The organism is Arthrobacter sp. SAFR-179 (assembly GCF_059414945.1).
On sequence record NZ_JBPFDM010000009.1, the window covers coordinates 17620 to 41066 of the forward strand.

Here is a 23447-nt window from a genome sequence, read left to right on the forward strand (position 1 = left end):
ACCTTGTGGCAATGGACTTCGGCAGCGTTGACAGCTGGGGGACGGCCCTTTATTTCTGGGTCATCCCGGTGGTCCTCGGCGATGCCATTTTCCCGCCCATCCCGTCGGAGATGGTGGTGATCACCGGTGGCGCGCTGTCTGCTGACGGCCGCGCCAATGTGTTCCTCGTGCTTGTCCTCGCGGCCCTGGCGTCCTGGCTGGGCGACATGGTGGTGTTCCACCTCTTCCGGCGGCGGCTGAGCCACGTGCTGGACCGCTGGAAATGGGGCCGCCGCGTCCATTCCGGCATCCATGCGGCCCTGGCCAAGGCAGGCCGGTCGTCCACCTACGGGACCATCATCGGGGCCCGCTTCATCCCGGGCGGCAGGCTGGCCACATCGGCCGCCTCCGGCATCGCCAACGTCTCCGTCCGCGGTTTCAGCCTCTGTGCCGGACTGGGCGCCGTCCTGTGGGCGTGCTGGCTGGTGGGCCTGGGCTACTTCACGGGATCAGCCACCAAACTGCCGTTCTGGGCGAGCTCGCTGATCGGCGTGGCCGTGGGCCTGGTGATCGGCGCCGTGGTGGGCATCATCGTGACCCGGCGGCGCGGCGACCGGTCCCCCGTGGTCGATGAACCCGATTCCCTCCCCGACGCAGGCTAGACGGGCAGCCACTTGCCGCGGCTGCGCCGCAGCACGCTGAGTGGGCCTGTCAGCGCAACGCGTTCGACGGCGTCGCGCATCATGGCTGCCGACTCCACCGCCTGGCGGTTCTCGCCGCTGTACTCGCTGGCTTCCACGAGGAAGCGCAGGTTCAGCTGCGGGACGCCGCCGGCGAGCTGGAGCTGGTGCGCCTCCACGTGGTGGCGGGTGCCCAGCGCCTCGACGGCCGCGTCCATCACGGACTCGGGCGGATTGCCCGGCCGCAGCCCGGTGATTTTGAGGCGGGTCTGGAAGGAAGGCATGCCTCCAACCCTATCCAAACCCCCGCTCACCTCCTGCGCCTAAAACCGGAACGCCCGCTCACCTTCCAGCTGGAGGGTGAGCGGGCGTCTCGGGAAAAGCTGTCAAAGGTGAGCGGGCGTCTACCCGGTGTTGCGGAGGCCGGCCGCCACGCCGTTGACGGTGATCAGCATGGCCCGCTGGAGGCGTTCGTCGATTTCCGCTCCGCTGATTTCGCCCTCGGTACGGATGCGGCGCAACAGTTCCACCTGGAGGTAGCTGATGGGATCCAGGTACTGGTCGCGGATTTCCAGGGACCGCTTCAGCGTGGGCTGTGCGTCCAGGAGCAGGTTCTCGCCGGTCAGCTTCCGGACCTCGGCCACGGTCAGCTCATACTCTTCCCGGATGGCCCGGAACAGATGGTGCAGCTCCTCGGGGACCAGGGTGGCCACGTAGTAGCCGGCGATGTCCATGTCTGTCTTGGCGAGCGTCATCTCCACGTTGGAAAGCACCGAGCCGAAGAAATGCCAGTGGTCCATCATCTCCACCAGCTGGGCGGAATGTCCGGCCTCACGGGCGGCCTTGAGCCCGGAGCCCACGCCAAACCAGCCCGGCACGATCTGCCGCGACTGGGTCCAGCCAAAGACCCACGGGATGGCGCGCAGGCCGCCGAGCCCGGCGCCGGAGTCGGGGCGCTTGGACGGACGGGAGCCGATGTTGAGGGAGCCCAGCTGCTCCACGGGGGTGGAGGCCATGAAGTAGGCTGGCAGGTCCGGGTGATCGATCAGCTTGCGGTAGCGGTCGAAGGCGGCGTCGGAGATGGCCTCCATGACGTGCCCGTACCGTTCCCGTTGGTCCTCCGAGGTCCGCGGATCGCGGTGCAGGGCCGAACCCTGCAGCACCGCGGCCAGGGAAAGCTCCAGGTTTTCGCGGGCAAGCTCCGGCAGCGAGTACTTGTCCGAGATGACTTCGCCCTGCTCGGTGAACTTGATTTCGCCTTCCAGGACGCCGTTGGGCTGGGCCAGGATGGCGTCGTAGGTGGGCCCGCCGCCGCGGCCCACGGAGCCGCCGCGGCCGTGGAAGAGGCGGACGCGCACCCCGTGCTTCGCGGCAACGTCGCGCAGCTTGCGCTGGGTCTTGTGGATCTCCCACTGGCTGGTCATCACGCCGGATTCCTTGTTGGAGTCCGAGTAGCCCAGCATCACTTCCTGGATGTCGCCGCGCAGCCGCACCAGTTCACGGTAGGAGGGGTCGGACAGCAGCTGGTCGATGATCTCGGCCGAGGCCCGCAGCTCCTCCACCGTCTCCAGCAGCGGCGCGAAGCCGAGCTTGGCGTAGGGCTTGTCGCCGAAGAGGTTCACCAGGCCGGCTTCACGGGCCAGCACGGCGGCGGCCAGGACGTCGTCGGCACCGCGGGTCATGGAGATGATGTAGGTCTCGATGACGTCCGGGCCGTACATGCGCAGGGCCCGGCGGATCTCGCGGAAGACGTCGTAGGTTCCGTCGGCCGCGCCGTCGAGCTTGATCGGGTGGCCGGACAGCGGGCGGCGGGAGGCCAGTTCGGAGCCCAGCACCTCGAAGCGCTCCTTACGGCTCAGCTCGGCGTAGCGCAGTCCGGGGCCGCCGATCCGGTCCATCAGCTGCCCCACGGCGTCGTGGTGGTGGTCCGCGTGTTCGCGGATGTCCAGGGTGGCCAGGTGCAGGCCGAAGGAGGCGATGGCGCGGCGGACGCGGGCCAGCGCGCCGTCCGCGGCCAGGGCTGCGGAGTGGTTGCGCAGCGACAGTTCCAGCAGCTGCAGGTCCGCCATGAGTTCATCGGTGCCGCTGTAGTCGCGGCCGTGCTCGTGGTTGGTGTTCGCGGCCACGCGCTTGCCGGTGTTGATGAGCTTGGCCTTGATGCAGGTGAGCTTCAGCCGGTACGGCTCCTGGGCATTCAGTTCCAGGACCCGCTTGTCCAGGCCGGGCAGCTTCTTCAGGTCCTCATCGATGGACTCGAGCAGCGCATCATCCGCGCCTGCGAGCGCCGTGGAGTTGGAGAGGATGGAGATCAGCTCATCGATCATGCCGATGCTGATGCGGATGGCGCTCTGGTTCTGGATCTGCAGGATTTCGCGGGTCACGGCGGCCGTGACGTTCGGGTTGCCGTCGCGGTCGCCGCCGATCCAGGAGCCGAACCGGATGGGGGCGTCCTTGGAGGCCAGGGTGACGCCATGCTCGCCGAGGAGTTCGGAGAGCTCGGAGAGCATTTCCGGCATCGCGTCGGTGAGGATGCCGCCCAGGTAGTAGATGGCGTTCCTGGCTTCATCAACCGGCGTGGGCCGGACCTGGCGCAGTTCGTCGGTCTGCCACATCTGGTCGATGATCTCGGCCAGCTGCCGGTCCTGCCGGCGCCGGGCGGTGGATCCTTCGGCGGTGGGCTGGGACAGGACGTCCGAGAGCTTGCGGATCTTGTCCAGGACGGAGCGGCGGGAGGCCTCGGTGGGGTGTGCCGTGAAAATGGGGCGCACGTCCAGACCGTTGACAACTTCCTGCAGGACTTCAGGACCGGCCTGGGCGGCGATGTCCGCCACGGTTTTAGCCAGCCAGCCGTCCTTTTCGGCGCGGGTCCGCAGCCCGCGGACCCGGTGGACCTGTTCGGCGGCGTTGGCCAGGTGGAAGTAGAAGGCGAAGGCGCGCACCAGGTCGGTTGCCTGCTCGATGGGCAGGGAGCCCAGGAGTTCACGGACCTGGGCAACGACGTCGTGCGCGCTCCACGGGCCGGTGGCGTGCGCACCGCCGCGGGCCGCTTCCTTGGATTCCTTGGTCAGGAGCCGGACCTGCTCCACGAGGTCCAGGAGTTCCGGTCCGTGCTGGCGGACCAGCGATTCCCCCAGCAGGGTGGAAACGCGCCGGACGTCCGCGCGCAGTTCGGAGGCGAGATCTGTTTCGGGCGCTGTTGCAGTGTGTGCCATTGACGCAATCTTTCGAGGGTTTTGGACTTGGCTCGTACACTGCGCTGGATACTGTGAGCCACGTTACTAGCTAAAGATGCTACCCCCGGCGGGTTGCAGCAGTGGAATCCGTCTCAAAAGATGTCGCGGTACCCCACGTGGCGCTTCACTCCGTCAAGCTCGGCACGGAGTTGCGCCACCTCGGTGCGCCAGGCAGCCAGCTCAGCGTTCCGACGGCGGACCCTTCCAGCCTGGACGGCGGCGGCTGCCAGCGCCACCGGCACCGAAACGGCCAGGGCCCAGCCGGCGGCTGCGAAGAAGTCCAGCGCCACAGGCAGCGCGGCGCGGAAGTCGATGAAGTCGTTGACCCCGCCCGCCATGCCTGCCATGGCGCCGTCGAGCGGTCCCAGGAACTGGCCCACTACCGGAGTCCCGGAAAGCGACGGCGCGACGAGCCTGGCCTGCGCGTCCCCGCCCCAGCGCCCGTCCGCCAGGTGGTTCAGGACATAGATACCGGCGCCGACGTTTGCTGCCATGAAAACCACGACGGCGGTGAGCACGGCGAGGTCTGCACACCGGCGGCGCCAGAGCAGCACACCCGCGCCGGCGGACAGCGCCGCCAGCCAGGTCAGTGCCGCCAGCCATTCCCGGTTTACTCCTGCAAGGATGTCCACTCACCCATTCAACCCCGGCGGACGTCCAGCCGCGGGAACAAGCGGCATGCGGCGGGGGTTGTAGCGGTGGCAGAACCCAACCGGAAGGAACCATGGCCACCACCCCAGCCGCCAAAGTCGAGCGCTGGCAGCGCTTCCGCACCAACCGCGACAACGCCCTTGCAACGCCGCACGGCTGGCTCACCCTCACCTCCTTCCAGTGGCTCGAAGGCTCCCCCGCCGCCGTCGACCTGGCCCCGGGCCTGTGGTCCACGGACGGCGCGGGCACGACGGCGTTCCTCACCGCCGTCCCGTCGGACGGGCTCACGCTGGTGGAGACCGGAGAACAGGTGGACGGCACCATTTCCGCGGTCCTGGCCGACGAGGAGTCGCTGATGTGGGTGCAGTTCGGCGGGCCCAACGGGGACCGGGTGGTGGTGGAACTGGCCATGCGCGGCGGGCGGTACGCCATCCGCACCCGGGACTCGTCGTCGCAGGTTTTCACAGATTTCGACGGCGTCCCCACCTATCCCTACAACCCGGATTGGGAGGTGACGGGCCGGTTTGAGCCCTACCCCGCACCAGTGGACGTACCGATCGGAACCGCGAACCCGTTGGTGGACGGCGTGCACCGCAGTGTGGGCGAAGTGGTTTTCCGCCTCCCCGGCAGCAACCACGAATTCCGGCTCCAGGCGGAGGAAGAGAAACTCGGCGCCCTGACCGTCACGTTCCACGACGAGACCAACGGCGACACCACCGACGACTGGCGGAAGCTCTCGCTCCCCCGCCCCCGTCCGGACGGCTCCGTGGTACTGGACTTCAACCGGGCCATCAACTACCCCAGCGCCTTCACCCCCTACGGCACCTGCCCCATGCCGGTGCCGAACAACAGCCTGGACATCCGGGTGGAGGCTGGCGAGAAGCAGCCGTACCCCGCTTAGGAGATGGCCGAGATTCCGGTAATGGCGCGCCCCACGATCAGGGTGTTCACCTCGAACGACCCCTCGTAGGTGTAGATGGCCTCGGCATCGGCGAAGATCTTGGCCATCCGGTAATCGGTGACGATGCCGTTCCCGCCCAGGATAGACCGGCCCAGCGCCACGGTTTCGCGCATCCGGGCACTGAGGTAGGACTTGGCCAGGGCCACCTGCGGCATGTCGGCGGCGCCCTGTTCCTGGAGCCTGGCGATTCCGGCCATCATGGCCATGCTGGCCACGGCGTTGCCCAGCATGGTCACCAGCTGCTGCTGGATCAGCTGGAAATGTGCCAGCGGGCGGCCGAACTGCTCGCGTTCCACCGCGTACTGACGGGCGACGTCGAACGCCGCCAGCTGCTGGCCCACCGTCTGCCAGGCCACCATGATCCGGGAGCTGCGCAGCAGTTCCTTGGTATCCTCGAAGCTGCTGATCCCGCTGAAACGGTCCGCCTCCGCTACCCGGACGTCCTGGAACACGATGTCCGCGTTCTGCACCGTGCGCAGGGCGATCTTGTTCTCGATCCTGGTCCGGCTGACCCCCGGCAGGGTGGCGTCCACGATGAAGCCCCGCACGGAACCGTCCGCCTCGTCCCGGGCCCACACCAGCATGTAGTCGCAGAACGTCCCGTTGCCGATCCACCGTTTAGCGCCGTTGAGCACCCAGGTGTCGCCGTCGTCGTCCGCTTCCCCGGTGCTGGTGGATATCCGCCGGGCCCGCGTCTCCATCCCGCCCGCCACGTCCGAGCCGTGCAGGGGTTCGGTGAGGGCGAACGCCCCCGTGGTGCGCAGCTCCGAGGCGTCGGCCAGCAGCCGCTGCTTCTGGTCCCCGCTGCCGAAGGTGTGCAGGGACTCGACGAAGAGATCGTGGTGGACCAGGAAGAACGTGGCGAGGGATGTGTCCACGCGGGTTATTTCCGCGATGACCAGACCCGCGAACAGGTGGCTGTAGCCGCGGTGGGCGGGCGTGCTCAGTTCCAGCGCGGCCAGCTTGGGCAGGATGTGGGCGGGAAACTCCGCCTTGTTCCACCAGTCGGCGGCGTGCGGCGCCACCTCGGCTGCCAGGAAGTCCCGGAGCTCGGCGAGCTTGTTCCGCTCGGCGTCGCCCAGCAATGACTCCACAGCGAAGAAATCGGCCTGCGGCAGCTGTGACGTGTCCCGCGCGCTCATTTCGGCCCCATCCGGATGGCGCCGTCAAGGCGGATGGTCTCGCCGTTCAGCATGGCATTGTCCACGATGTGCGCCACCAGGCTGGCGTACTCGGCCGGCTTGCCCAGCCGGGACGGGTGCGGAACCTGGGCGCCCAGCGAATCCTGCGCCTCCTGCGGCAGGCCGGCCATCATGGGCGTCTCGAAGATGCCGGGCGCAATGGTGACCACGCGGACCAGCGAGCGGGCCAGCTCCCGTGCGATGGGCAGCGTCATGGCAGCCACGGCCCCCTTCGAAGCGGAGTAGGCGGGCTGGCCAATCTGCCCGTCAAAGGCGGCCACGGAGGCGGTGTTGATAATGACGCCGCGCTCCGGGCCACCCAGTTCGGTGACCGCGGGCTCGGTGGCCACCATCGCTTCGGCGGCCAGCCGGAGGACGTTGAAGGTGCCGATCAGGTTCACCTGGATGACGCGGCTGAAGGCTTCCAGGGGCAGCACGCCGTCGCGTCCCAGCACCTTGCCCGGGGTGGCAATCCCGGCGCAGTTCACCACGATCCGGAGCGGCCCCATCCCTGCAGCGGTCCCGACGCCGGCCCGCACGTCAGCCTCGCTGGTCACGTCCGCAGGGGCAAAGGCGGCGGCCTGGCCTGCTTGGGCACGGCCGTTGAGTTCGTCCGCTGCTGCCTGCCCGTTGGAGGAAGGGAGGTCAACGAGGACTACGGACGCCCCGTCGTCGAACAACCTCTGTGCTGTGGCTGCCCCCAGCCCGGAGGCGCCGCCTGTCACCAGTGCGACGCTGCCTTTGATGTCCATACATCCTCCTTGATGCGTGTTCCCGTGCCGCGGCGCGGCCTCGAGCAACAGTTAATGAATGTTAACTGAAATTAGCCGCTGCCGCACTCTTGGCGGACTTCAGGCTGCACCCGGGCCGCGGTGCCACGGTTAGGGTGGACGGCATGACTTCCAGCAACTCCTTGACCGCCTGGCAGGACAGGGCTGAGCATGCGGCCCAGTCGGTGACCGCGCTGTTCGGCCGGAAACTGCTGTTCCTGCCCGGAACCCACCTGGGCGCCGTGCTGTGGCAGGGCAGGCACCCGGCGGGGCAGGACCAGGCTGGACCCGGACCGGGCCAGGCAGCACCGGGACAGGAGCCGGGAGGCGGACGGCGGGGATGGTGGCTCGCGGCGCTCCGGCGTGTCCGGCCTGCCGCAGCGCTGGCCCTCCCGTGGCACTACTGGTGGCAGGCCCATTACGTGGACTGCCTGGTGGACACCGGCCGCCGGGAGCTGGGCGGCGGAGCCACCCCCGCAGCCCGGTTCAACGGCCCGGACCGGCCCAGCGCCGGGCGCCTGGCCTCACGGCTGGTCACCGGAATCCGGCTCCGCAACGCCCTGACCTTCGTCAACAACTACTACGACGACATGGCCTGGCTGGCGCTGGCAACGCTGCGGCTGGACGCGCTGGCCGAGGAGACGCGGCGCCCCGGCCGCCGCCGCAACGCCACAGTCCGCGCGTCCCTGGCGCTGCAGTTTGACGCCGCCTGCACTGACGACCTGGGCGGAGGTGCGTTCTGGAGCAAGAAGCGGGACTTCAAGAACACCCCGGCCACAGCGCCTGTGGCATTGTTTTACGCCCGCACCGGCCAGCACGGCAAGGCACAGGCACTGCTGGACTGGCTGGACGCCACGCTCTTCGACCAGGACCAAGGCCTGTACCTGGACGGCGCCCGCCTGAACCCCGCGGGCGAAGTGGTGCTGGAACGCGCGGTGTACACCTACAACCAGGGTCCGGTGTTGGGCGCCCTCCTGGAACTGGGCGGCGACGCCAACCTCGCCCGGGCTGCCACCTTGGTGGACGCGGTAGGCCTGAAGCTCACGGTTCCGGGCAGTACCGTCCTACGCTGCGAAGGAACGGGCGACGGCGGCCTGTTCACCGGGATCCTCTGCCGCTACCTGGCACTCGCCGCAGCCGACCCCCGGCTGCCACAGGCAACCCGGGCCACGGCTGCCCGGCTGGTGACGGACACCGCGGAGGCGTTCTGGTCCGGCCGGCGCTCCGTGGAACCGAAAGAAGGCCGATCAAGGCTTGCAGGCAAGAGCGTCTTCTCGCTGCACGCCGCCCAACCTGCCGCTGCTACGTACCCGCCGGGGGCCGTCGTCGAACTTTCCACGCAGCTGCAGGCGTGGATGACGCTGGAGGCTGCCGCGGCCGTCACCGCGGCACTGCCCGGCCGCAGCACCCCGGCCGGAACCTAGCGGATGCCGGACAGCGGGGTGACGGTGCCGGCCCTGAGCGAGACCGGGCCGTCCCCCGCGAGGCGGGCCTCCCTGTGGCCCGCCGGGGGGAACACCAGGGCCGTCAGGGCCTGCCCGTCCAAGAAGACCTCGACGGAGGAGCGGTCCACGTAGGCAGTGAGGCGCACGGTGTCCCCGGCGACCCGGGCCTCGACCGAACGCGCCTTGCGGTACTCGTTGGCCCCTTCCGGACCTCCAGCCTTGCCTTGGCCCCCTGCCACCGCATCGCCGTCGCGGACCACGTAGGCCCGGCCGTCCCGGAAGTCGTAGCCGATGGTGGCGTAGGTGGTCCCGCCGCTTTGCAGGAGCAGCCGGGCATCCCCGGTCCCGTTCCCGGGTTTTTCCAGCTCGACGTCCAGCTTGAACGCACCGCTGTCGGGCACCTGGAGCGGTTGCCCGTCCCTAAGGCTGCCCGCCGGGACCTGCGCCGGCTCCCCTTCGAGGGACTTCAATGCCGTGGTGGGCGATGACGCCAGAGCCGGGCGGCCGCCGTCGGATACCAGCCGGATGTCGCGCACCAGCGAGGCGGAACCGAACCAGCTCTCCGTGGGAAGCTCCCTGGCGTAAGCCCAGTTGTTCATCCAGCCGATGGCGTGCCGGGAGGCCTTCCGCCGGCCGTCGCCAAGCCGTGGATCATCCCAGGTGACGGCCGCGTAGAAGTCCGGGCCGCCGTCGAGCCACTGATGGCCGCCATCGGCAGTGAAGGCTTTGCCGTCAAAACTGCCGGTCCAGTAGGCCAGCCCGGTGGTCCGGCCCTCCGCCGCGCCGTTGCCGCTCGCCGCCAGCACCCAGGTGCGCTTAGCGGGATCGCCGTCAACGTCCATCTGGAAGAAGTCCGGGCACTCCAGGATGCCCAGCCCGTCCTGCTGGAAACCCGACACGTAGTTCCACTGCTTAAGGTCCTTTGACGTGTAGAAGCCAATCTTGGACCCCTCGGCAAGCAGCATCAGCCACTGGTTGTTGGCGTCGTCCCGGACGATGCGCGGATCCCGCCAGTGTTCGGCGCCGGGGTTCTCCATGACCGGGTTTTGCCCATAGCTCTGGAAGCTGTAGCCGTTGTCCGTGGAGTAGAACAGGGACTGGCGCTGGACGCCGTCGTCCTGCTGGGTGAGGACCGCGATCACCGCCCCCTTGCCAAAGCCGGCTGTCCCCTCCGTGTCCACCACGGCGGAGCCCGTCTCGATATCACCCAGGCCGTTGCGGAACTTCTGGATGGCCACGCCCTCGTTCTTCCAGTGCACCAGGTCCGTGCTGGTGGCGTGGAACCATTCGGTGCCGTTCCCCTCCGGATAGTCCGCGTTGTAGAGGTAGTAGTAGTGCCAGACGCCGTCCAGCAGGAAGGGCCGCTGGGGATCGTTCATCCAGCGCTGGTCCGGGGTGAGGTGGTACGCAGGGCGGTAGCCGGGGCCGTCAGCCGGGGCAGCCTCCGTGGGCGCGGCCGTTGATTCTCCGGCGCCCGGCTGGGCGCGTTCCTGCTGGTTTCCTGCCAGCACCAGCGCACCGGCCACCACCAGCACGGCCACGGCTGCCGCGAGCCACAGGAAGGCCCGTCGCCGAAGGGCGGCAGGAACGGTTCGGAAAAAGGTGGGAGGCATGGTTGCGTCGATCCGTCGCTGAACGCACAAGTGCCGTCCCCCGGGTTCGGGAAACGGCACCAGTGCAAGTGAACCGTCAATCCTACCGGCCGGGCCGCCGGGATCCGAATCCCGGACTGCCAAGCTGCTGCAGGTCCTGCCCGTGCTAGTGATTGCCCGCGCTAGTCCTGGCCGGCGGGACGCTTCTTCTGCGGAAACGGGGTTTCGCCGCGCGCCAGCATGTCCACGAACCCGGCGATCCGGCGCTCCCGGGTGGCTGCCTGCTTGGCGGAATTGGTCCGGTAGACCAGGGCGAACAGGTTGGTTTTGGTGAGGACGTCGAACATCGCCTGGGCCGCGGGGTTCGCGGCGATGGCGGCCGCAAGATCCGCCGGAACTTCCAGGTCTGCCTGCCCGCCGTAGGCCGCGTCCCAGCGGCCATCGGCCTTGGCCGCCTCGACGGCTGCCCTCCCGGCGTCGGTCATCTTTCCCGCCTCTTCCAGGCGGGCGACGTGCCCCACGTTCCGGGCAGACCAGACGCTGCGTGGACGCCGCGGCGTCATCCGCTGGAAGGAGCTTTCGTCGTCCCGGCGCCGCAGCTGCCCGTCAATCCAGCCAAAGCAGAGGGCCTCGTCCAGCGCGGCCGGGTAGTCAAGGGCGGTGACGGTGCCGCCCTTTTTGTGCAGGACCAGCCACACGCCCGGGCTGGTTTTGTGGTTTTCCTCCAGCCAGGCGCGCCAGGCAGCAGCGTCAGGTACCAGCAGTTCCTCAAGGTCAACGGCCATGGCCCAATTCTGCCCTCGGAATCCCCTGCCACAAGCCCCGTGTGCGCCGGCGCGTCCGGTGGCATCATGGCCATACAGCAGCACACACCATTTCTCACCGAGGACAATGCCATGCTCCGAGTCCGTCCCGTCCACTTCACCTCCCGTATTGAGCCCTGGAAGCAGTTCCTGACCGCGCTGGGAATGGTCCAAACAGAGGACGACGGCGGATGGCAGGTCTTCGACTCCGCGTCAGGCCGCCTGGCTTTGCATGGCGCTGACGCCGGGTCCGGCCAGGACGGCCGCACCGTTTTCGCCGTGGAGGTGGGCGACGTGGCGGAGTTCGCCCGCCGCACCAACCTGTCGGCGCAGGAAGACGGGGCGCAGGAGGACAGCGCGCAGGAAGACGGGGCGCAGGAGGACAGGAAGCAGGCAGCGCAGCTGGCGGAACTTGTCACGGCGGACCATGGCGAGGCCTGCCGGATCAGTGCGCCGGACGGGTTCAGCTTCCTGGCGGACAAGGCCCTCCATGGCGCCCAGTGCGCCGATGCTGACCCCGCGCTGGCGGTCGCCGCCGTCTGGTACACCGCCGAACCCGGGGCTGCCATCCGCACCCTCCTGCACGTGGGCGCGCGCCCGCGCCCGGTCCCGGACAACGACGAAACCGCGGATTTCACGGCCAAGAACGGCGGCGTGCTCCTGGTGCGGCCGGCGTCGGGGCCTCCGCGCTCAGGCCTGGGCTTCGAGTACGACGGCGGGCTGGAACCGCTGCAGGAGCGGCTCACCGGCGCCGGTTTCGCCGCCAGCCTGACTGAGGAGGCCTTTGGCAGCACCCTCCACGTGGCCAATCCGGACGCGGGCAGCCCCAACGCGCCCGCCACGCTTTGGATCTCCCAGCGGCGCCCCATGGGGTAGAACTTAAGCATGAACGTGCGCACACCTGACCCGAATCCCGGCTGGCTCTCCGAAGAAGACCTCTTTGAGGCGCGGGGGCGGCTGCCCATGGTGTACGTGGAGGCAGTGCCCGTGAGGCTGGATCCGCTGGGATACGTCAACGAGGTGGGCACACTGCTGCAGGCAGACGCCGACGGGACCATGGTGCGCTCGCTGGTCTCCGGCCGGGTCATCTACCGCGAAACCATCCGGGCCGCACTGCTGCGGCACATGGAGAAGGACCTGGGCCCCCTGGCATTTCCGCAGCTGCCGCTCAGTCCCGTGCCGTTCACGGTGGCCGAATATTTCCCGGCGCCGTCCCAGACCGGATTCACGGACGAGCGGCAACACGCCGTGTCCCTGGCCTACGTCATCCCGGTCACGGGCGAATGCGAGCCCCGCCAGGACGCCCTGGAGCTGACGTGGATGACCCCCGAGGAAGTCCTCAGCCCCGGCGTCCAGATGGAGTTCGTGGGCGGCCGCGGCGGCCTCATCCGGCAGGCCCTGGCGTTCGCAGGTGTGGGCTTCTGACAACCCCGCCGGGACGTGGGGGTCCCCGGTTTTAGGCGTCCGCCTTTGTAGACTGTAGGGCGGACCGCAAGAGAACTTAAGGACTCCCATGACCGAATCACCAGCCGCCAGGCACCACCGTGAACAGCAGGCTGGATCTCTGACCACCGGCACCCACATCCTCCTTCCGGACGGCCGGCGTACCGCCGAAATTGACCAGGTGGAGCTAGAGCACGACGACTTCGGCTCCCCCGCACTGGTGCTGGCCAGCCTCTCCGGCGGCGGGACGTTGCGGGTGGCCATCGGCACCACGGTCACCGTGGTGGACGGAGCGCACGACGACGTCACCCAGCTTCCGCTGCCGGCCAACCTTCCGGAGGCCACACCGCCGCTGGAGGCCGCCGCACCCGCCGATGGCCGGCGGGAGCAGCCCGGCGGCGGGACGGGACCCATCGCCGTGGCGCCCGCCGTCGTCGTCCCTCCCCTGCCGCCGGTGCCGCCTGCGGTGACCGGGCCCAGCGAGGAGGAACTCGCGCTCATCCCGGCGCCGGCCGGCACACCCGAATCCGTGGTGGAAGCGGCCGCCGAGGCGCATCCGGATGCGGAGGGCGTCCTGCTCCTGGCCGACCGGCTTTCCAAAGGCGTCAATTTCAAGTCCGGAAGCTGCCTGAAGGACCTCAGCGACCTGGCCCACGAACTGTTCATCACGCTCAAGGACGCCGACGGGGCACTGTCCGTGGCCGACCTCCTCACCGTGCTGCCCTACGACGGGAACCCCGGCCGGTGGACCTCGGTGGAGGCTTCCCTCGCCCTGGCCAGCTACATTTGCCGGCAGGATGGCCAGAACGCGCGCGCCGAGGTCTACGAAAAGCTGATCCGCACCCCTGAGAACCAGGAAACGGACCCGTTCAAGGCGCGCATGGCGGCCAAGGTGCGCCAGCGCTCACTCAACGAGCCCAACCTGTACGACAAGGAAATCTTCCGCTCCATCGACAACTCCAACCACGACGCCGAGCGCGAATGGCGGCTGCTGCGGCTGGAGTCCCTGTTGTTCCTGCGGGCGCACGGCGGTTCGGAAACCATCGGGATGTCCGAGCTGGAACGACGGATCAGCAACGAGCTGGAGGCCGTGCGCTCCTGAGCGCCGGAGCGGCGTCCGGGCGGGGGAAATTACCCCTACCCGGGGCGTGGCCGGAGTTGTACATTCGGGGCTATGACCAACAATCTCAGCGTAGTGATCAACGCCGACGCGCCGCAGGTCTGGACCATGCTGCGCGAACCGTCCAAGGTGGCCCAGTGGCACGGCTGGCAGGCCGAGGACCTGGACTCCGAGATCAAGGAGATCTACTTCTCCGGCGACGTGGAGGAATCCGCGGACCACACCCGCCTCACCGTCCACGGCGGGGACACCTTTGAGCTCCACCCGGAGGCCGGCGGAACCCGGGTCAGCGTGACCCGCGGGGCCATGGACCATGACTCCGAGTGGGCTGCCTGGGACGAGGACATCACGCAGGGCTGGCTGACCTTCCTGCAGCAGCTCCGCTTTGCCCTGGAACGCCACCCGCACGGCAAGCGGCACACCCTGTTCCTGCACTTGACGGAAGGGAAGGGCTCCGCGATCGAGAAGCTCGGGCTGGCCGATCTTCCTGCCCCGGGCGAGCCGTACCATGTGACACTGGACACCGGCGAGGAGATCAGCGGCAAGGTCTGGTACCGGACCAGCCACCAGGTGGGACTCACGGTGCACAACTACGCCGAGCACGGCGAAGGGCTGCTGGTGGTGGCCGACCATCCCGCCATCAAGGACGTCCGCGCAGAGGGTGAAGGCTCGCTGGTCATCGCCTCTACGTATGACCTGGGCGCCGGCAAGCTTGAGGCCATCCGGTCCGAATGGGACTCCTGGCGGACCAGAAACTACCCGGACTCGGAACCGGTCAGCTGACCCCGTCTGCTGATTTTTGGGGCACGCGCATTGCCGGCGCTGGTTTATTGAGGCGGCGCCAATTGCTGGCACACTGGTACGGTGCCAGCCAACCCCGCCTTCGCCCTGCCTGATACCCGGTCACAGTTTTCCTATACGGTAGGCACGCGCCTGGCGGAAACCTGCCCGCCCACCGGGGCGCAGGTGGCCGACAACGGCGGGGAATTCCTCGGCCGCACCGGCACCATCTCCACGCCGCATGGTGACATCCAGACCCCGGCGTTCATCGCCGTCGGAACCAAGGCCACGGTCAAGGCGGTGCTGCCGGAAGCCGTAGCGGATCTCGGCGCGCAGGCTGTGCTTGCCAATGCCTACCACCTGTACCTCCAGCCCGGCGCGGACATCCTGGATGAGGCGGGCGGCCTGGGTGCGTTCATGAACTGGTCCGGGCCCACCTTCACGGACTCCGGCGGGTTCCAGGTGATGAGCCTGGGTTCGGGGTTCAAGAAGGTCATCGACATGAAGACCGTCGCCGCCGCCGGTGCTCCAGGACCGGACGACGCCGTGGCGCCGGGCAAGGAACGCCTGGCGCACATCGACGACGACGGCGTGTGGTTCAAGAGCCACCTCAACGGGGACCGCCACCGCTTCTCCCCCGAGATCTCCATGCAGGTCCAGCACCAGATCGGCGCCGACATCATGTTCGCGTTCGACGAGCTCACCACGCTGCAGAACTCCCGCGGGTACCAGGAGGAATCGCTGGAGCGCACGCGGCTGTGGGCAGAGCGGTGCATCACGGAGCACTTCCGCCTCACGGAGGAACGGGCGGGCAAGCCGTACCAGGCATTGTTCGGCGTGATCCAGGGCGCCCAGTACGAGGACCTGCGCCGGAAGGCCTGCCGGGACCTGGGCGGCATGCCGTTCGATGGCTTCGGCATCGGCGGCGCTCTGGAAAAGGAGAACCTGGGCACAATTGTTCGCTGGTGCAATGAGGAACTGCCGGAGGACAAGCCGCGCCACCTGCTGGGCATTTCCGAGCCGGACGACATTTTCACCGCCATCGAAAACGGCGCCGACACCTTCGACTGCGTCTCCCCCACCCGGGTGGCCCGCAACTCAGCGTTCTACACCCCGGAGGGCCGGTACAACCTCTCGGGGGCGAAGTACAAGCGCGACTTCGGGCCGCTGCAGGACGGCTGCGACTGCTACGCCTGCGCCAACTACTCCCGGGCGTACATCCACCACCTGTTCAAGGCCAAGGAGATGCTGTCCGCCACCCTGATCTCCATCCACAACGAGCGGTTCGTGGTGAAGATGGTGGACGACGCCCGGCTGGCCATCGAGTCCGGCACCTTCTTCGATTTCAAGGCAGAAACCCTGGGCCGGTACTACTCCTAGGCTGTGCACCTGGGAGCTCCGGTAGTGTGGGCGGATGCCTATCGAAATCCCTGCCGCAGAAGGCACCGCAGAGGCCCTGGTGGCCCGCCCGTCCACTGGAGCCGGTCCCTTTCCCGCCGTCATCCTCTACATGGATGCCTTCGGCCTGCGCCCCCGCATCCAGGAGATGGCCCAGCGCATCGCCGACTGGGGCTACGTGGTGCTGGCGCCCAACGTCTTCTACCGTGAAGGAACGGCCGCGGAACTCGCCCCCACCGGGGACATGTCCACCCAGGAAGGCCGGGAAGCCGCGGGCAAGGCCGCTTTCCCGCGGGTTGGCCGCCTGACCCCGGACAAGGCGCTGCCGGACATCGGTGCGTGGGTTTCGGCCCTGGCAGCGCTCGACGGCGTGGCGCCCGGCCCCATCGGCACCGTGGGCTACTGCATGGGCGCCCGGCTCGCCGTCCGTACCGCCACCTCCCACCCTGACCTGGTGGCTGCATGTGGCGGCTTCCACGGCGGCGGCCTGGCCACTGACGAGCCGGACAGCCCGCACCTGGGGCTCCCGAATGCGCGGGCCCGGTTCGTGTTCGGCCATGCGGACCATGACCGGAGCATGGCTCCCGACGCCGTTGCCCGGCTGGGCGAAGCCCTCCAGGCTGCGGGGCTCGAGGCCTCGAACGTTATCTATGAAGGGGCGCCGCACGGATACACCATGGCCGACACTTCGGCCTTCCACCCGGACGCCACCGAGCGTCACTTCAAGGAACTGCGGGCCCTCCTGGACGCGACCCTGAAGGGCTGAGCCGGCGGTCCGTCGTCGAACCCGCCGGAAAGCGTCCGGCGCGCCGGAACGTTGCGGCGAGCCGGACGGGTTCCGGCGGTCCCGGGAACCAGGGCGGCGGTGGCGGGTTGTCCACATGACGACGGCGGCGCCTTCCGCAGCTGCCACAGCCGCGGGATCCTGCCGGGATGACACCACAGCAGCCAGTCCGTCTCCCCTCTCTTCCGAGCACCGGCAACCTGTGGCGGACGGGGCAACTGCACGAGAGGGGACTCAATTCCCGGGCCATCAAGGCCTTGGTCCTCCAGGGGAAGCTGGTCCGCCTTCGCCACGGCTGCTACATCCGCGCTGAGCTGTGGGAGAAGCAGACACGTCCCGTCCGCAGCAGGCAGCTGATTCGCGCCCATGCCCACGCGACGTTGACCACTTCAACGGGCGGCTATGTGTACAGCCACACCTCGGCGGCCCGGCTGCACGGTTTGTATCTGTGGGATGTTGATGACCTGGTGCACATTCTGCTGCCGGGGAGCCCTTCCACTGAGCGGCTCGGCAAGGACGTCCGGGGCCATACCCGGCCGTGGACCGCGCCGGAGGTGGTCACTCTCCGCGGCCTCCGGGTGACCTCGCTTGAGCGGACGACAGTGGATTGCGGCATGATGCTGGGCTATCGCCAGGCACTGGTGCTGATAGACCACGCCCTCCGGCTCGGCGCTGACAAAGCCCTGATGGAGAGTATGGCTGAGGGCCTGCAGGGACGCCGCGGGATCCGGACCCTTCGACGCGCACTCGCCCACGCAGATCCACGTTCGGAGTCACCCGGTGAGACGCTCACCCGGGAACTCCTGACACGGCTGAAGCTTCCCCTGCCGGAGCCCCAGGTTGAGGTGGCTACACGCGCTGGCCAGTACCGGCTGGATTTCGCCTGGAAGGAAAAGAAGGTGGCGCTGGAATTCGACGGGAAAGCGAAGTACTTCGACTACCGGCCAACGGCCGAGGTGCTGTTCCAGGAGCGGCAGCGCGAGAAGGCCCTCACCGAGAATGGTTGGACCTTCGTGCGTGTTTCATGGGCCGACCTGTTCCGCGAACATGAGTTCAAGGCCCGAATCCTTGCCGCGCTCCGGCGGTAGCCATGCTGCCTGAACGCCAAACCGCCGGAACGCGACCAGGCCGCCGGTACTTTCCGGCGATCCGGCAGCGTTCCGGCGTGCGGAAGCAGGCAGCCAACAGGCCAGCAGTCAGAATATGCGACGCCGGGCGGCAGTTACGCGGGGTTTGTCACTGCTGGCGCGGCCTGACCTGCAACGCCGTAACTGGGTTCGCGCCTCTTGACCCAGTTGATGGCCAATGAGGTGACGGGTACGAAGAGGAACTCCACCAGGGTCTTGTACACAAAGCCCACCACCACGTAGTTCACAAAGCTGCCGAAGTCCGCAATGCCGATCACGGATGCCGCGATGCTGCAGAAGATCAGCGTGTCCACGAACTCTCCGGCGCCCGAGGAGCCCATCAACCGGGCCCACAGCGACTTCTCTCCGCTGCGGGCCTTCATCCGGACCAGGATCCAGGAGTTGATGGTCTGCCCGGCCAGGAAGGCCAGCAGTGACGCCAGCACGATCTGCGGCACGGGACCCAGCGCACCCTCCAGCGCCGACTGCTTCGCGGCACCGTACCCGTCGTCGAAGCCCGGCAAGGCAATGATCACCCAGTAGCAGACGGAGGCGAAGACAGACAGCGCGAAGGTGGTGAAAATGGCCTTTCGCGCCACCTTGAAGCCATAGACCTCGCTGATGACGTCGCCCAGGATGTACGCGAGCGGGAAGAGGAAGAAGCCTCCGTCGGTGATGATCGGCCCGATCGCAACACCCTTGGACGCCCCGATGTTGGAAAGGATCAGCACCACGGCCATCGCGGCCAGCATGATGCCGAAATAGGGCGAGCCGACGGCGGCGAAACGGACAACGGGGACTGCGGCCGCAGTATTGATGGCGTCGGGCGCGGCGCTCTGGCCGGGGGCAGGGGACATGATGGATCCGTTCAGAAGTGGTTGGCCGGCGCCCGGAGCGGGACTGCCGGTTGTATTAGCACTCAGGCCATTCTTCCATTGCCGCTGCCCACGAACCCGGCTCTTGTGGCGGTGAACACTTCCCCGCAGCCTCCGCTGTACTTCACTACATGGAAAGCGTCCGACGCCGGGTGGCAGGATGGGTGCATGACTTCCGCTTCCCCTGACGCAACGCTGTCCGCCAACGGTCCCGCCGTCGTCCTCACCATCGCAGGCTCCGAAGCCACCGGTGGCGCCGGCGCGCAGGCCGACCTGAAGACGTTCCAGGAACTGGGTGTCTTCGGCATCGCGAACCTCACCTGCATCGTCTCCTTCGATCCGAAGGACAGCTGGAATCACCGCTTCGTGCCGGTGGACCAGCAGGTGATCGCTGACCAACTGGAGGCGACGACGGCGGCGTACGGTCCGGGATCGGGCGCGCCGTCCGCTTTGGACACGGTGAAGATCGGCATGCTGGGCAGCCCGGCAACGATCAGCACGGTTGCCCGTGCCCTGCAGGAGAACAGCTTTGCCAACGTGGTCCTGGATCCGGTGCTGATCTGCAAGGGCCAGGAGCCCGGCCACGCGCTGGACACCGACCAGGCCCTCAAGGCGCAGATCCTGCCGCTGGCCACGTTTGTTACGCCCAACCACTTTGAGGCGGAGTCCCTGTCCGGGCTGGAGATCACCGACGTTGAGTCCCTCAAAGCCGCTGCCGTCCGCGTTCATGAGCTCAGCGGCGCGGCAGTGCTGGCCAAGGGCGGGGTGCGGCTGGAAGGCCCGGACGCCGTCGACGTCTTCTACGATGGCGAGACCCTGGAAGTCCTGAGCGCCCCGAAGGTGGGGGAGGTGGCCGTCTCCGGCGCCGGCTGCTCCCTCGCCGCCGCCGTCACGGCTGAACTGGCCAAGGGCGCCAGCCCGTTGGAGGCTGCCCGCACGGCCAAGGACTTCGTCACCGCCGGCATCCGCAACCGCGTTGCCTCCGGCGCCCCCTTCGACGCCCTCTGGCAGGGCGGCGCCCGCTAGAACCTTTCTCCCCGCGCCGGATTCGCCGGAAGCCCTCGAGATCGCCGGGATTCTGCGGCGAACCCGGCAGTTTCCGGCGAACTCGACGTGTGCCTACCGCCGGGGGATGTTGCGCAGGTTGGAGCGGGCCATGCTCACGGCCTCGCCCGCGCCACGATTAAGGACCACCTTGGACATGGCCGTGGCGAACCCGATCACCTGGGAGCCGGAGATCTTGGGCGGGATGGACAGCGCCTTCGGATCGGTGATCAGCTCCACCAGCGACGGGCCCGGGTGCGCGAACGCTTCCCGGTAGGCGGCCTCGATCTGCGCCGGGTCCGTGACCCGGACCGCGTGGAAGCCCAGCGACTGCGCCACGGCAGCGTAATTGGCGTCCGGCACGTCCACGCCGAAGTCGGGCAGCCCGTCCACCAGCATCTCAAGCTTCACCATGCCCAGCGTGGAGTTGTTGAACACCACCACGTTGACCGGCAGTTTGTAGGCGGCCGCGGTGATGAGCTCGCCCAGCAGCATGGAGAGTCCGCCGTCCCCGGACACCGAGACGACCTGGCGTCCGGGGTATGCCAGCTGCGCGCCGATGGCGTGCGGGAGGGCGTTGGCCATGGAGCCGTGCAGGAAGGATCCAATCAGCCGGCGCGTGCCCAGCGGGTTGATGTAGCGGGCAGTCCAGACGTTGCACATTCCGGTGTCCGCGGTGAAGATGGCGTCCTCCGCCGCCACCTGGTCCAGCAGCGAGGCCGCGTACTCCGGGTGGATGGGCTGCTTTTTCTCCACCTTGCGGGTGTAGGCGCCCACGGCCTTGTTCATCAGCCGGTCGTGCTTCTTGAGCATCTGGTCGAGGAACCGGCGGCTCTTCTTGGCCTTCACCAGCGGCAGCAGCGCGCGCAGGGTGGGGAGTAGGTCGCCATGGACGGCGATGTCGACGTCGGTCCGGCGGCCCAGCCGCTGCGCCGCCCGGTCCACCTGGGCGGTTCTGGTGTCCGGCAGGAACTGGTCATATGGGAAGTCCGTGCCCAGCAGGATCAGCAGGTCGGCGTCCTCGATCCCTTCCGCAGCCGCACCGTAACCGAGCAGCCCGGTCATTCCGATATCGAACGGGTTGTTGTACTGGACAAAATCCTTGCCCCGCAGCGAGTGTCCCACGGGCGCCTTCGCCAGCTCGGCGAGCGCCATCAGTTCACTGTGGGCCCCTTCCACTCCGGCACCGGCGAAGATGGCCACCTTCCCGGCGTGGTTGATGGCATCCGCCAACTCCTGCACGCTTGCCGGGTCCGGGACCAGCGCGGCAGGGCGGAACGTGGCCGGGAGCGGTGTGGGTGCCGTTGCTTCCAGCCCGGCGATGTCGCCGGGAAGGGTCACGACGGCGACTCCCCCGAGTCCCAATGCGTGCTGGATGGCGCTGTGCATGACGCGCGGGGCCTGCTCGGCCGTGCTGACGAGCTCGGAGTACACCGAGCACTCGTTAAAGAGCCGGTCCGGGTGGGTCTCCTGGAAGAAAGTGCTGCCGATCTGCTTGCTGGGAATGTGCGAGGCGATGGCCAGCACCGGAGCGCCGATGCGGTTGGCGTCGTACAGGCCGTTGATCAGGTGCAGGTTGCCGGGGCCGCAGGAGCCGGCGCAGACAGCGAGCTTGCCGGTGAGCTGGGCTTCGGCGGCCGCTGCAAAGGCGGCGGCTTCTTCATGGCGGACGTGGATCCAGTCGATGCCGCCCTTCGCCGAGCCTCCCGTCTGGCGGACCGCGTCCACGATCGGGTTGAGGCTGTCACCGACTATCCCGTAGATCCGCTGCACGCCGGCAGCCTGGAGTTGTTCGATGAGCTGGGTGGCAAGTTCCTTGGCCATAGGTGCAGACTCCCGCGATTGTGGTGGTGTGCCGACATGGCCCAATATAGTCCGCCCGGCTGATGCGGCCATGTGGACCGGCAAACAAAGGAGGCGTACGACGGCGGCCGGGCAGCCGCCGTCGTACGCCTCCTTTGGGAACAATCGCCTTGGTTCAGGCCGGGCACTACACGCCGAGGGCGTCCTTGTCCTTGCCGCCGCCCGTGGGAGCCTGGTCCCAGGCGTGGCCCTGTTCGGTGTCCAGGTGCGTGGCCTTCTTGTTCTTCAGGGCGAAGATGTAGACCAGCAGGGAGATGGCGATGGCCACGGTGACGTAGGTGAAGAACAGGTCCTCGCGTTCCGCCTTCTGGAAAGCGGCGCCGATCAGCGGGACTGTGCCGCCGAAGAGCGAGTTGGCGATCGCGTAGCCCAGGCCCACGCCCAGGGCGCGGATGGAGGCCGGGAAGAGCTCGGCCTTCACCAGGGCGTTGATGGAGGTGTAGCCACCCACGATCAGCAGGCCGCCCATCATGAGCAGGAACGCGGTGAACGGATCCTTGGTGCCGGCCAGCGTGGACAGCAGCGGCCAGGTGAACAGGACGCCCGTGATGCCGAACCAGAGCAGCAGGGGCTTGCGGCCCACCTTGTCCGAGATGATGCCGTAGACCGGCTGCAGCAGCATGAAGATGAACAGGGCCCAGAAGTTGATCACGGAAGTGTCGGTCTTGGCGATGCCGGAGGTATCGTTCATGAACTTCAGGATGAAGTTGGTGTAGGTGTAGAACGCCACGGTGCCGCCCAGGGTGATGCCGATGCAGACCAGCAGCGGCTTCCAGTAGCTGGTGAACAGCAGCTTCATGGTGCCGGGCTGGGCCTGGCCGGCCACTGCGGGGGTCTTGGCCGCCTCGATCTGTTCGGCGGAGACGGTCTCCTCCATGGAGCGGCGCAGCCACAGCACCACCAGGGCAGCGACGCCGCCGATCGCGAACGGGATCCGCCAGCCCCACTCGTTCAGGTCGCCCTTGGGCAGGGCGTTCTGCAGGATCACCAGCACCAGCAAGGCCATCATCTGGCCGCCAATCAGGGTGACGTACTGGAAGCTGGAGAAGAAGCCGCGGCGCTTGGAGGTGGCGGCCTCGGACATGTAGGTGGCGCTGGTGCCGTATTCGCCGCCAACCGAGAAGCCCTGGATCACGCGGACCAGCACCAGCAGGATCATGGCCCACAGGCCGATCACGTCCTGGGTCGGCAGCACCGCGATGGCGAAGGAGCCTGCGGACATCAGGGTGACGCTGAGCGTCAACGCGGCTTTGCGGCCCTTGCGGTCCGCGTAGCGGCCGAAGAACCAGGCGCCGATGGGACGCATGAGGAACGACGTCGAGAAGACGGCCATTGCTTCGAGGCCGGCCTGCAGTTCGTCCTTGGAGTTGAAGAAGTGGGCTTGGAAATAGGCGGCGAAAACGGTGTAGACGTAGAGGTCGTACCATTCCACAAGGTTGCCGGCGGAGCCCTTCAGGATATTGCCCACGGCCCGTCGGGTCTGGGCTGCCTCCGATGGGGGCGCGGCTTGTTGGGTGCTCATCGGCGAGTTCCTCCTTGTAGTGACGGCGGCCTCCGACAGCGGAGGGCCTTATCCAAGGTATGGGTGATCCACCGCACAACCTACGTGGCGGGGCATTTCCTAACACTTCCTTAGGATTCGGCGCGGGACGGCGTGCGCGCCGGCCTGGCAAGCCCCCGCCGTCGGGCAAATTCTGCCGCCGCGCGGTAATCTCACG

General features: G+C 67.9%; 21 protein-coding genes. 11 read left to right on the forward strand and 10 right to left on the reverse strand.

Annotation, left to right across the window (positions count from 1 at the left end; all coding sequences use genetic code 11):
- The first annotated feature begins 11 nt into the window (after nt 1-11).
- Nucleotides 12-641 (forward strand): DedA family protein, encoded by a 630-nt coding sequence (locus tag ACR65K_RS14245; protein ID WP_440153536.1) that lies wholly within the window; start codon nt 12-14, stop codon nt 639-641.
- On the opposite strand, the gene ACR65K_RS14250 is transcribed toward ACR65K_RS14245, so the two are convergent.
- The 3 genes from ACR65K_RS14250 to ACR65K_RS14260 form a co-directional block, all read right to left on the reverse strand.
- Nucleotides 638-943, reverse strand: coding sequence for a hypothetical protein (locus ACR65K_RS14250; RefSeq protein WP_056337408.1), 306 nt, complete (start codon nt 941-943; stop codon nt 638-640). The two genes, ACR65K_RS14245 and ACR65K_RS14250, sit on opposite strands and share 4 nt — an antisense overlap.
- A 120-nt stretch (nt 944-1063) precedes the next feature.
- Nucleotides 1064-3871 carry a phosphoenolpyruvate carboxylase gene (gene ppc / locus ACR65K_RS14255; RefSeq protein ID WP_440153538.1) on the reverse strand — a complete coding sequence of 936 codons (2808 nt, stop codon included), beginning with the start codon at nt 3869-3871 and terminating at the stop codon, nt 1064-1066.
- Between the two features lie 113 nt (nt 3872-3984).
- The gene (locus tag ACR65K_RS14260; protein WP_440153540.1) at nt 3985-4524 is read right to left on the reverse strand and encodes a hypothetical protein; all 540 of its coding nucleotides are present in this window, start codon (nt 4522-4524) and stop codon (nt 3985-3987) included.
- A 92-nt stretch (nt 4525-4616) separates the two neighbouring features.
- On the opposite strand from ACR65K_RS14260, the gene ACR65K_RS14265 reads away from it, so the two are divergent.
- The gene (locus ACR65K_RS14265; RefSeq protein WP_440153541.1) at nt 4617-5444 is read left to right on the forward strand and encodes a DUF1684 domain-containing protein; all 828 of its coding nucleotides are present in this window, start codon (nt 4617-4619) and stop codon (nt 5442-5444) included.
- On the opposite strand, the gene ACR65K_RS14270 is transcribed toward ACR65K_RS14265, so the two are convergent.
- Both ACR65K_RS14270 and ACR65K_RS14275 read right to left on the reverse strand, forming a co-directional pair.
- Nucleotides 5441-6646, reverse strand: coding sequence for an acyl-CoA dehydrogenase family protein (locus ACR65K_RS14270; protein ID WP_440153542.1), 1206 nt, complete (start codon nt 6644-6646; stop codon nt 5441-5443). The genes ACR65K_RS14265 and ACR65K_RS14270 overlap by 4 nt on opposite strands.
- Complete coding sequence (locus tag ACR65K_RS14275; protein ID WP_440153543.1) at nt 6643-7437, reverse strand: SDR family NAD(P)-dependent oxidoreductase; 795 nt, start codon at nt 7435-7437, stop codon at nt 6643-6645. Before ACR65K_RS14275 ends, ACR65K_RS14270 begins: the two co-directional genes overlap by 4 nt.
- A gap of 143 nt (nt 7438-7580) precedes the next feature.
- On the opposite strand from ACR65K_RS14275, the gene ACR65K_RS14280 reads away from it, so the two are divergent.
- Nucleotides 7581-8879: a glycoside hydrolase family 76 protein gene (locus ACR65K_RS14280; protein WP_440153544.1), complete on the forward strand. Its 1299-nt coding sequence runs from the start codon at nt 7581-7583 to the stop codon at nt 8877-8879.
- Here ACR65K_RS14280 and ACR65K_RS14285 read toward each other — a convergent pair.
- Complete coding sequence (locus tag ACR65K_RS14285; protein ID WP_440153545.1) at nt 8876-10513, reverse strand: glycoside hydrolase family 32 protein; 1638 nt, start codon at nt 10511-10513, stop codon at nt 8876-8878. The two genes, ACR65K_RS14280 and ACR65K_RS14285, sit on opposite strands and share 4 nt — an antisense overlap.
- Before the next feature lie 161 nt (nt 10514-10674).
- Entirely contained in the window at nt 10675-11277 is a 603-nt protein-coding gene (locus tag ACR65K_RS14290) for a YdeI/OmpD-associated family protein (protein ID WP_440153547.1), read from the reverse strand.
- A gap of 111 nt (nt 11278-11388) precedes the next feature.
- On the opposite strand from ACR65K_RS14290, the gene ACR65K_RS14295 reads away from it, so the two are divergent.
- The 7 genes from ACR65K_RS14295 (at nt 11389) to ACR65K_RS14325 (ending at nt 17908) form a co-directional block, all read left to right on the forward strand.
- On the forward strand, nt 11389-12171 hold the full coding sequence (locus ACR65K_RS14295) for a VOC family protein (protein ID WP_440153549.1): 783 nt from the start codon (nt 11389-11391) through the stop codon (nt 12169-12171).
- 9 nt (nt 12172-12180) lie between these two features.
- Nucleotides 12181-12720 (forward strand): NUDIX hydrolase family protein, encoded by a 540-nt coding sequence (locus ACR65K_RS14300; RefSeq protein ID WP_056337381.1) that lies wholly within the window; start codon nt 12181-12183, stop codon nt 12718-12720.
- A gap of 88 nt (nt 12721-12808) precedes the next feature.
- Nucleotides 12809-13840 (forward strand): DUF6707 family protein, encoded by a 1032-nt coding sequence (locus tag ACR65K_RS14305; protein ID WP_440153550.1) that lies wholly within the window; start codon nt 12809-12811, stop codon nt 13838-13840.
- A 72-nt stretch (nt 13841-13912) separates the two neighbouring features.
- Nucleotides 13913-14641, forward strand: a complete 729-nt coding sequence (locus ACR65K_RS14310) for an SRPBCC family protein (protein WP_440153552.1) — start codon at nt 13913-13915, stop codon at nt 14639-14641.
- A gap of 81 nt (nt 14642-14722) precedes the next feature.
- Entirely contained in the window at nt 14723-16018 is a 1296-nt protein-coding gene (gene tgt, locus ACR65K_RS14315; protein WP_440153553.1) for a tRNA guanosine(34) transglycosylase Tgt, read from the forward strand.
- Nucleotides 16019-16052: 34 nt separating this feature from the next.
- Nucleotides 16053-16802, forward strand: coding sequence for a dienelactone hydrolase family protein (locus ACR65K_RS14320; RefSeq protein WP_056337369.1), 750 nt, complete (start codon nt 16053-16055; stop codon nt 16800-16802).
- A 167-nt stretch (nt 16803-16969) separates the two neighbouring features.
- On the forward strand, nt 16970-17908 hold the full coding sequence (locus tag ACR65K_RS14325; RefSeq protein WP_440153555.1) for a type IV toxin-antitoxin system AbiEi family antitoxin domain-containing protein: 939 nt from the start codon (nt 16970-16972) through the stop codon (nt 17906-17908).
- Nucleotides 17909-18042: 134 nt separating this feature from the next.
- On the opposite strand, the gene ACR65K_RS14330 is transcribed toward ACR65K_RS14325, so the two are convergent.
- Nucleotides 18043-18804, reverse strand: a complete 762-nt coding sequence (locus ACR65K_RS14330; protein ID WP_440153557.1) for a queuosine precursor transporter — start codon at nt 18802-18804, stop codon at nt 18043-18045.
- Nucleotides 18805-18990: 186 nt separating this feature from the next.
- Here ACR65K_RS14330 and ACR65K_RS14335 point away from each other — a divergent pair, with 186 nt between their 5' ends.
- Complete coding sequence (locus ACR65K_RS14335; protein ID WP_440153558.1) at nt 18991-19848, forward strand: hydroxymethylpyrimidine/phosphomethylpyrimidine kinase; 858 nt, start codon at nt 18991-18993, stop codon at nt 19846-19848.
- A 93-nt stretch (nt 19849-19941) separates the two neighbouring features.
- Here ACR65K_RS14335 and ACR65K_RS14340 read toward each other — a convergent pair whose 3' ends face one another.
- A complete protein-coding gene (locus tag ACR65K_RS14340) occupies nt 19942-21690 on the reverse strand; it encodes a pyruvate dehydrogenase (RefSeq protein WP_440153560.1) in 1749 nt (582 codons plus the stop codon).
- A 166-nt stretch (nt 21691-21856) separates the two neighbouring features.
- A complete protein-coding gene (locus tag ACR65K_RS14345; RefSeq protein WP_440153562.1) occupies nt 21857-23251 on the reverse strand; it encodes an MFS transporter in 1395 nt (464 codons plus the stop codon).
- Nucleotides 23252-23447 lie beyond the last annotated feature (196 nt).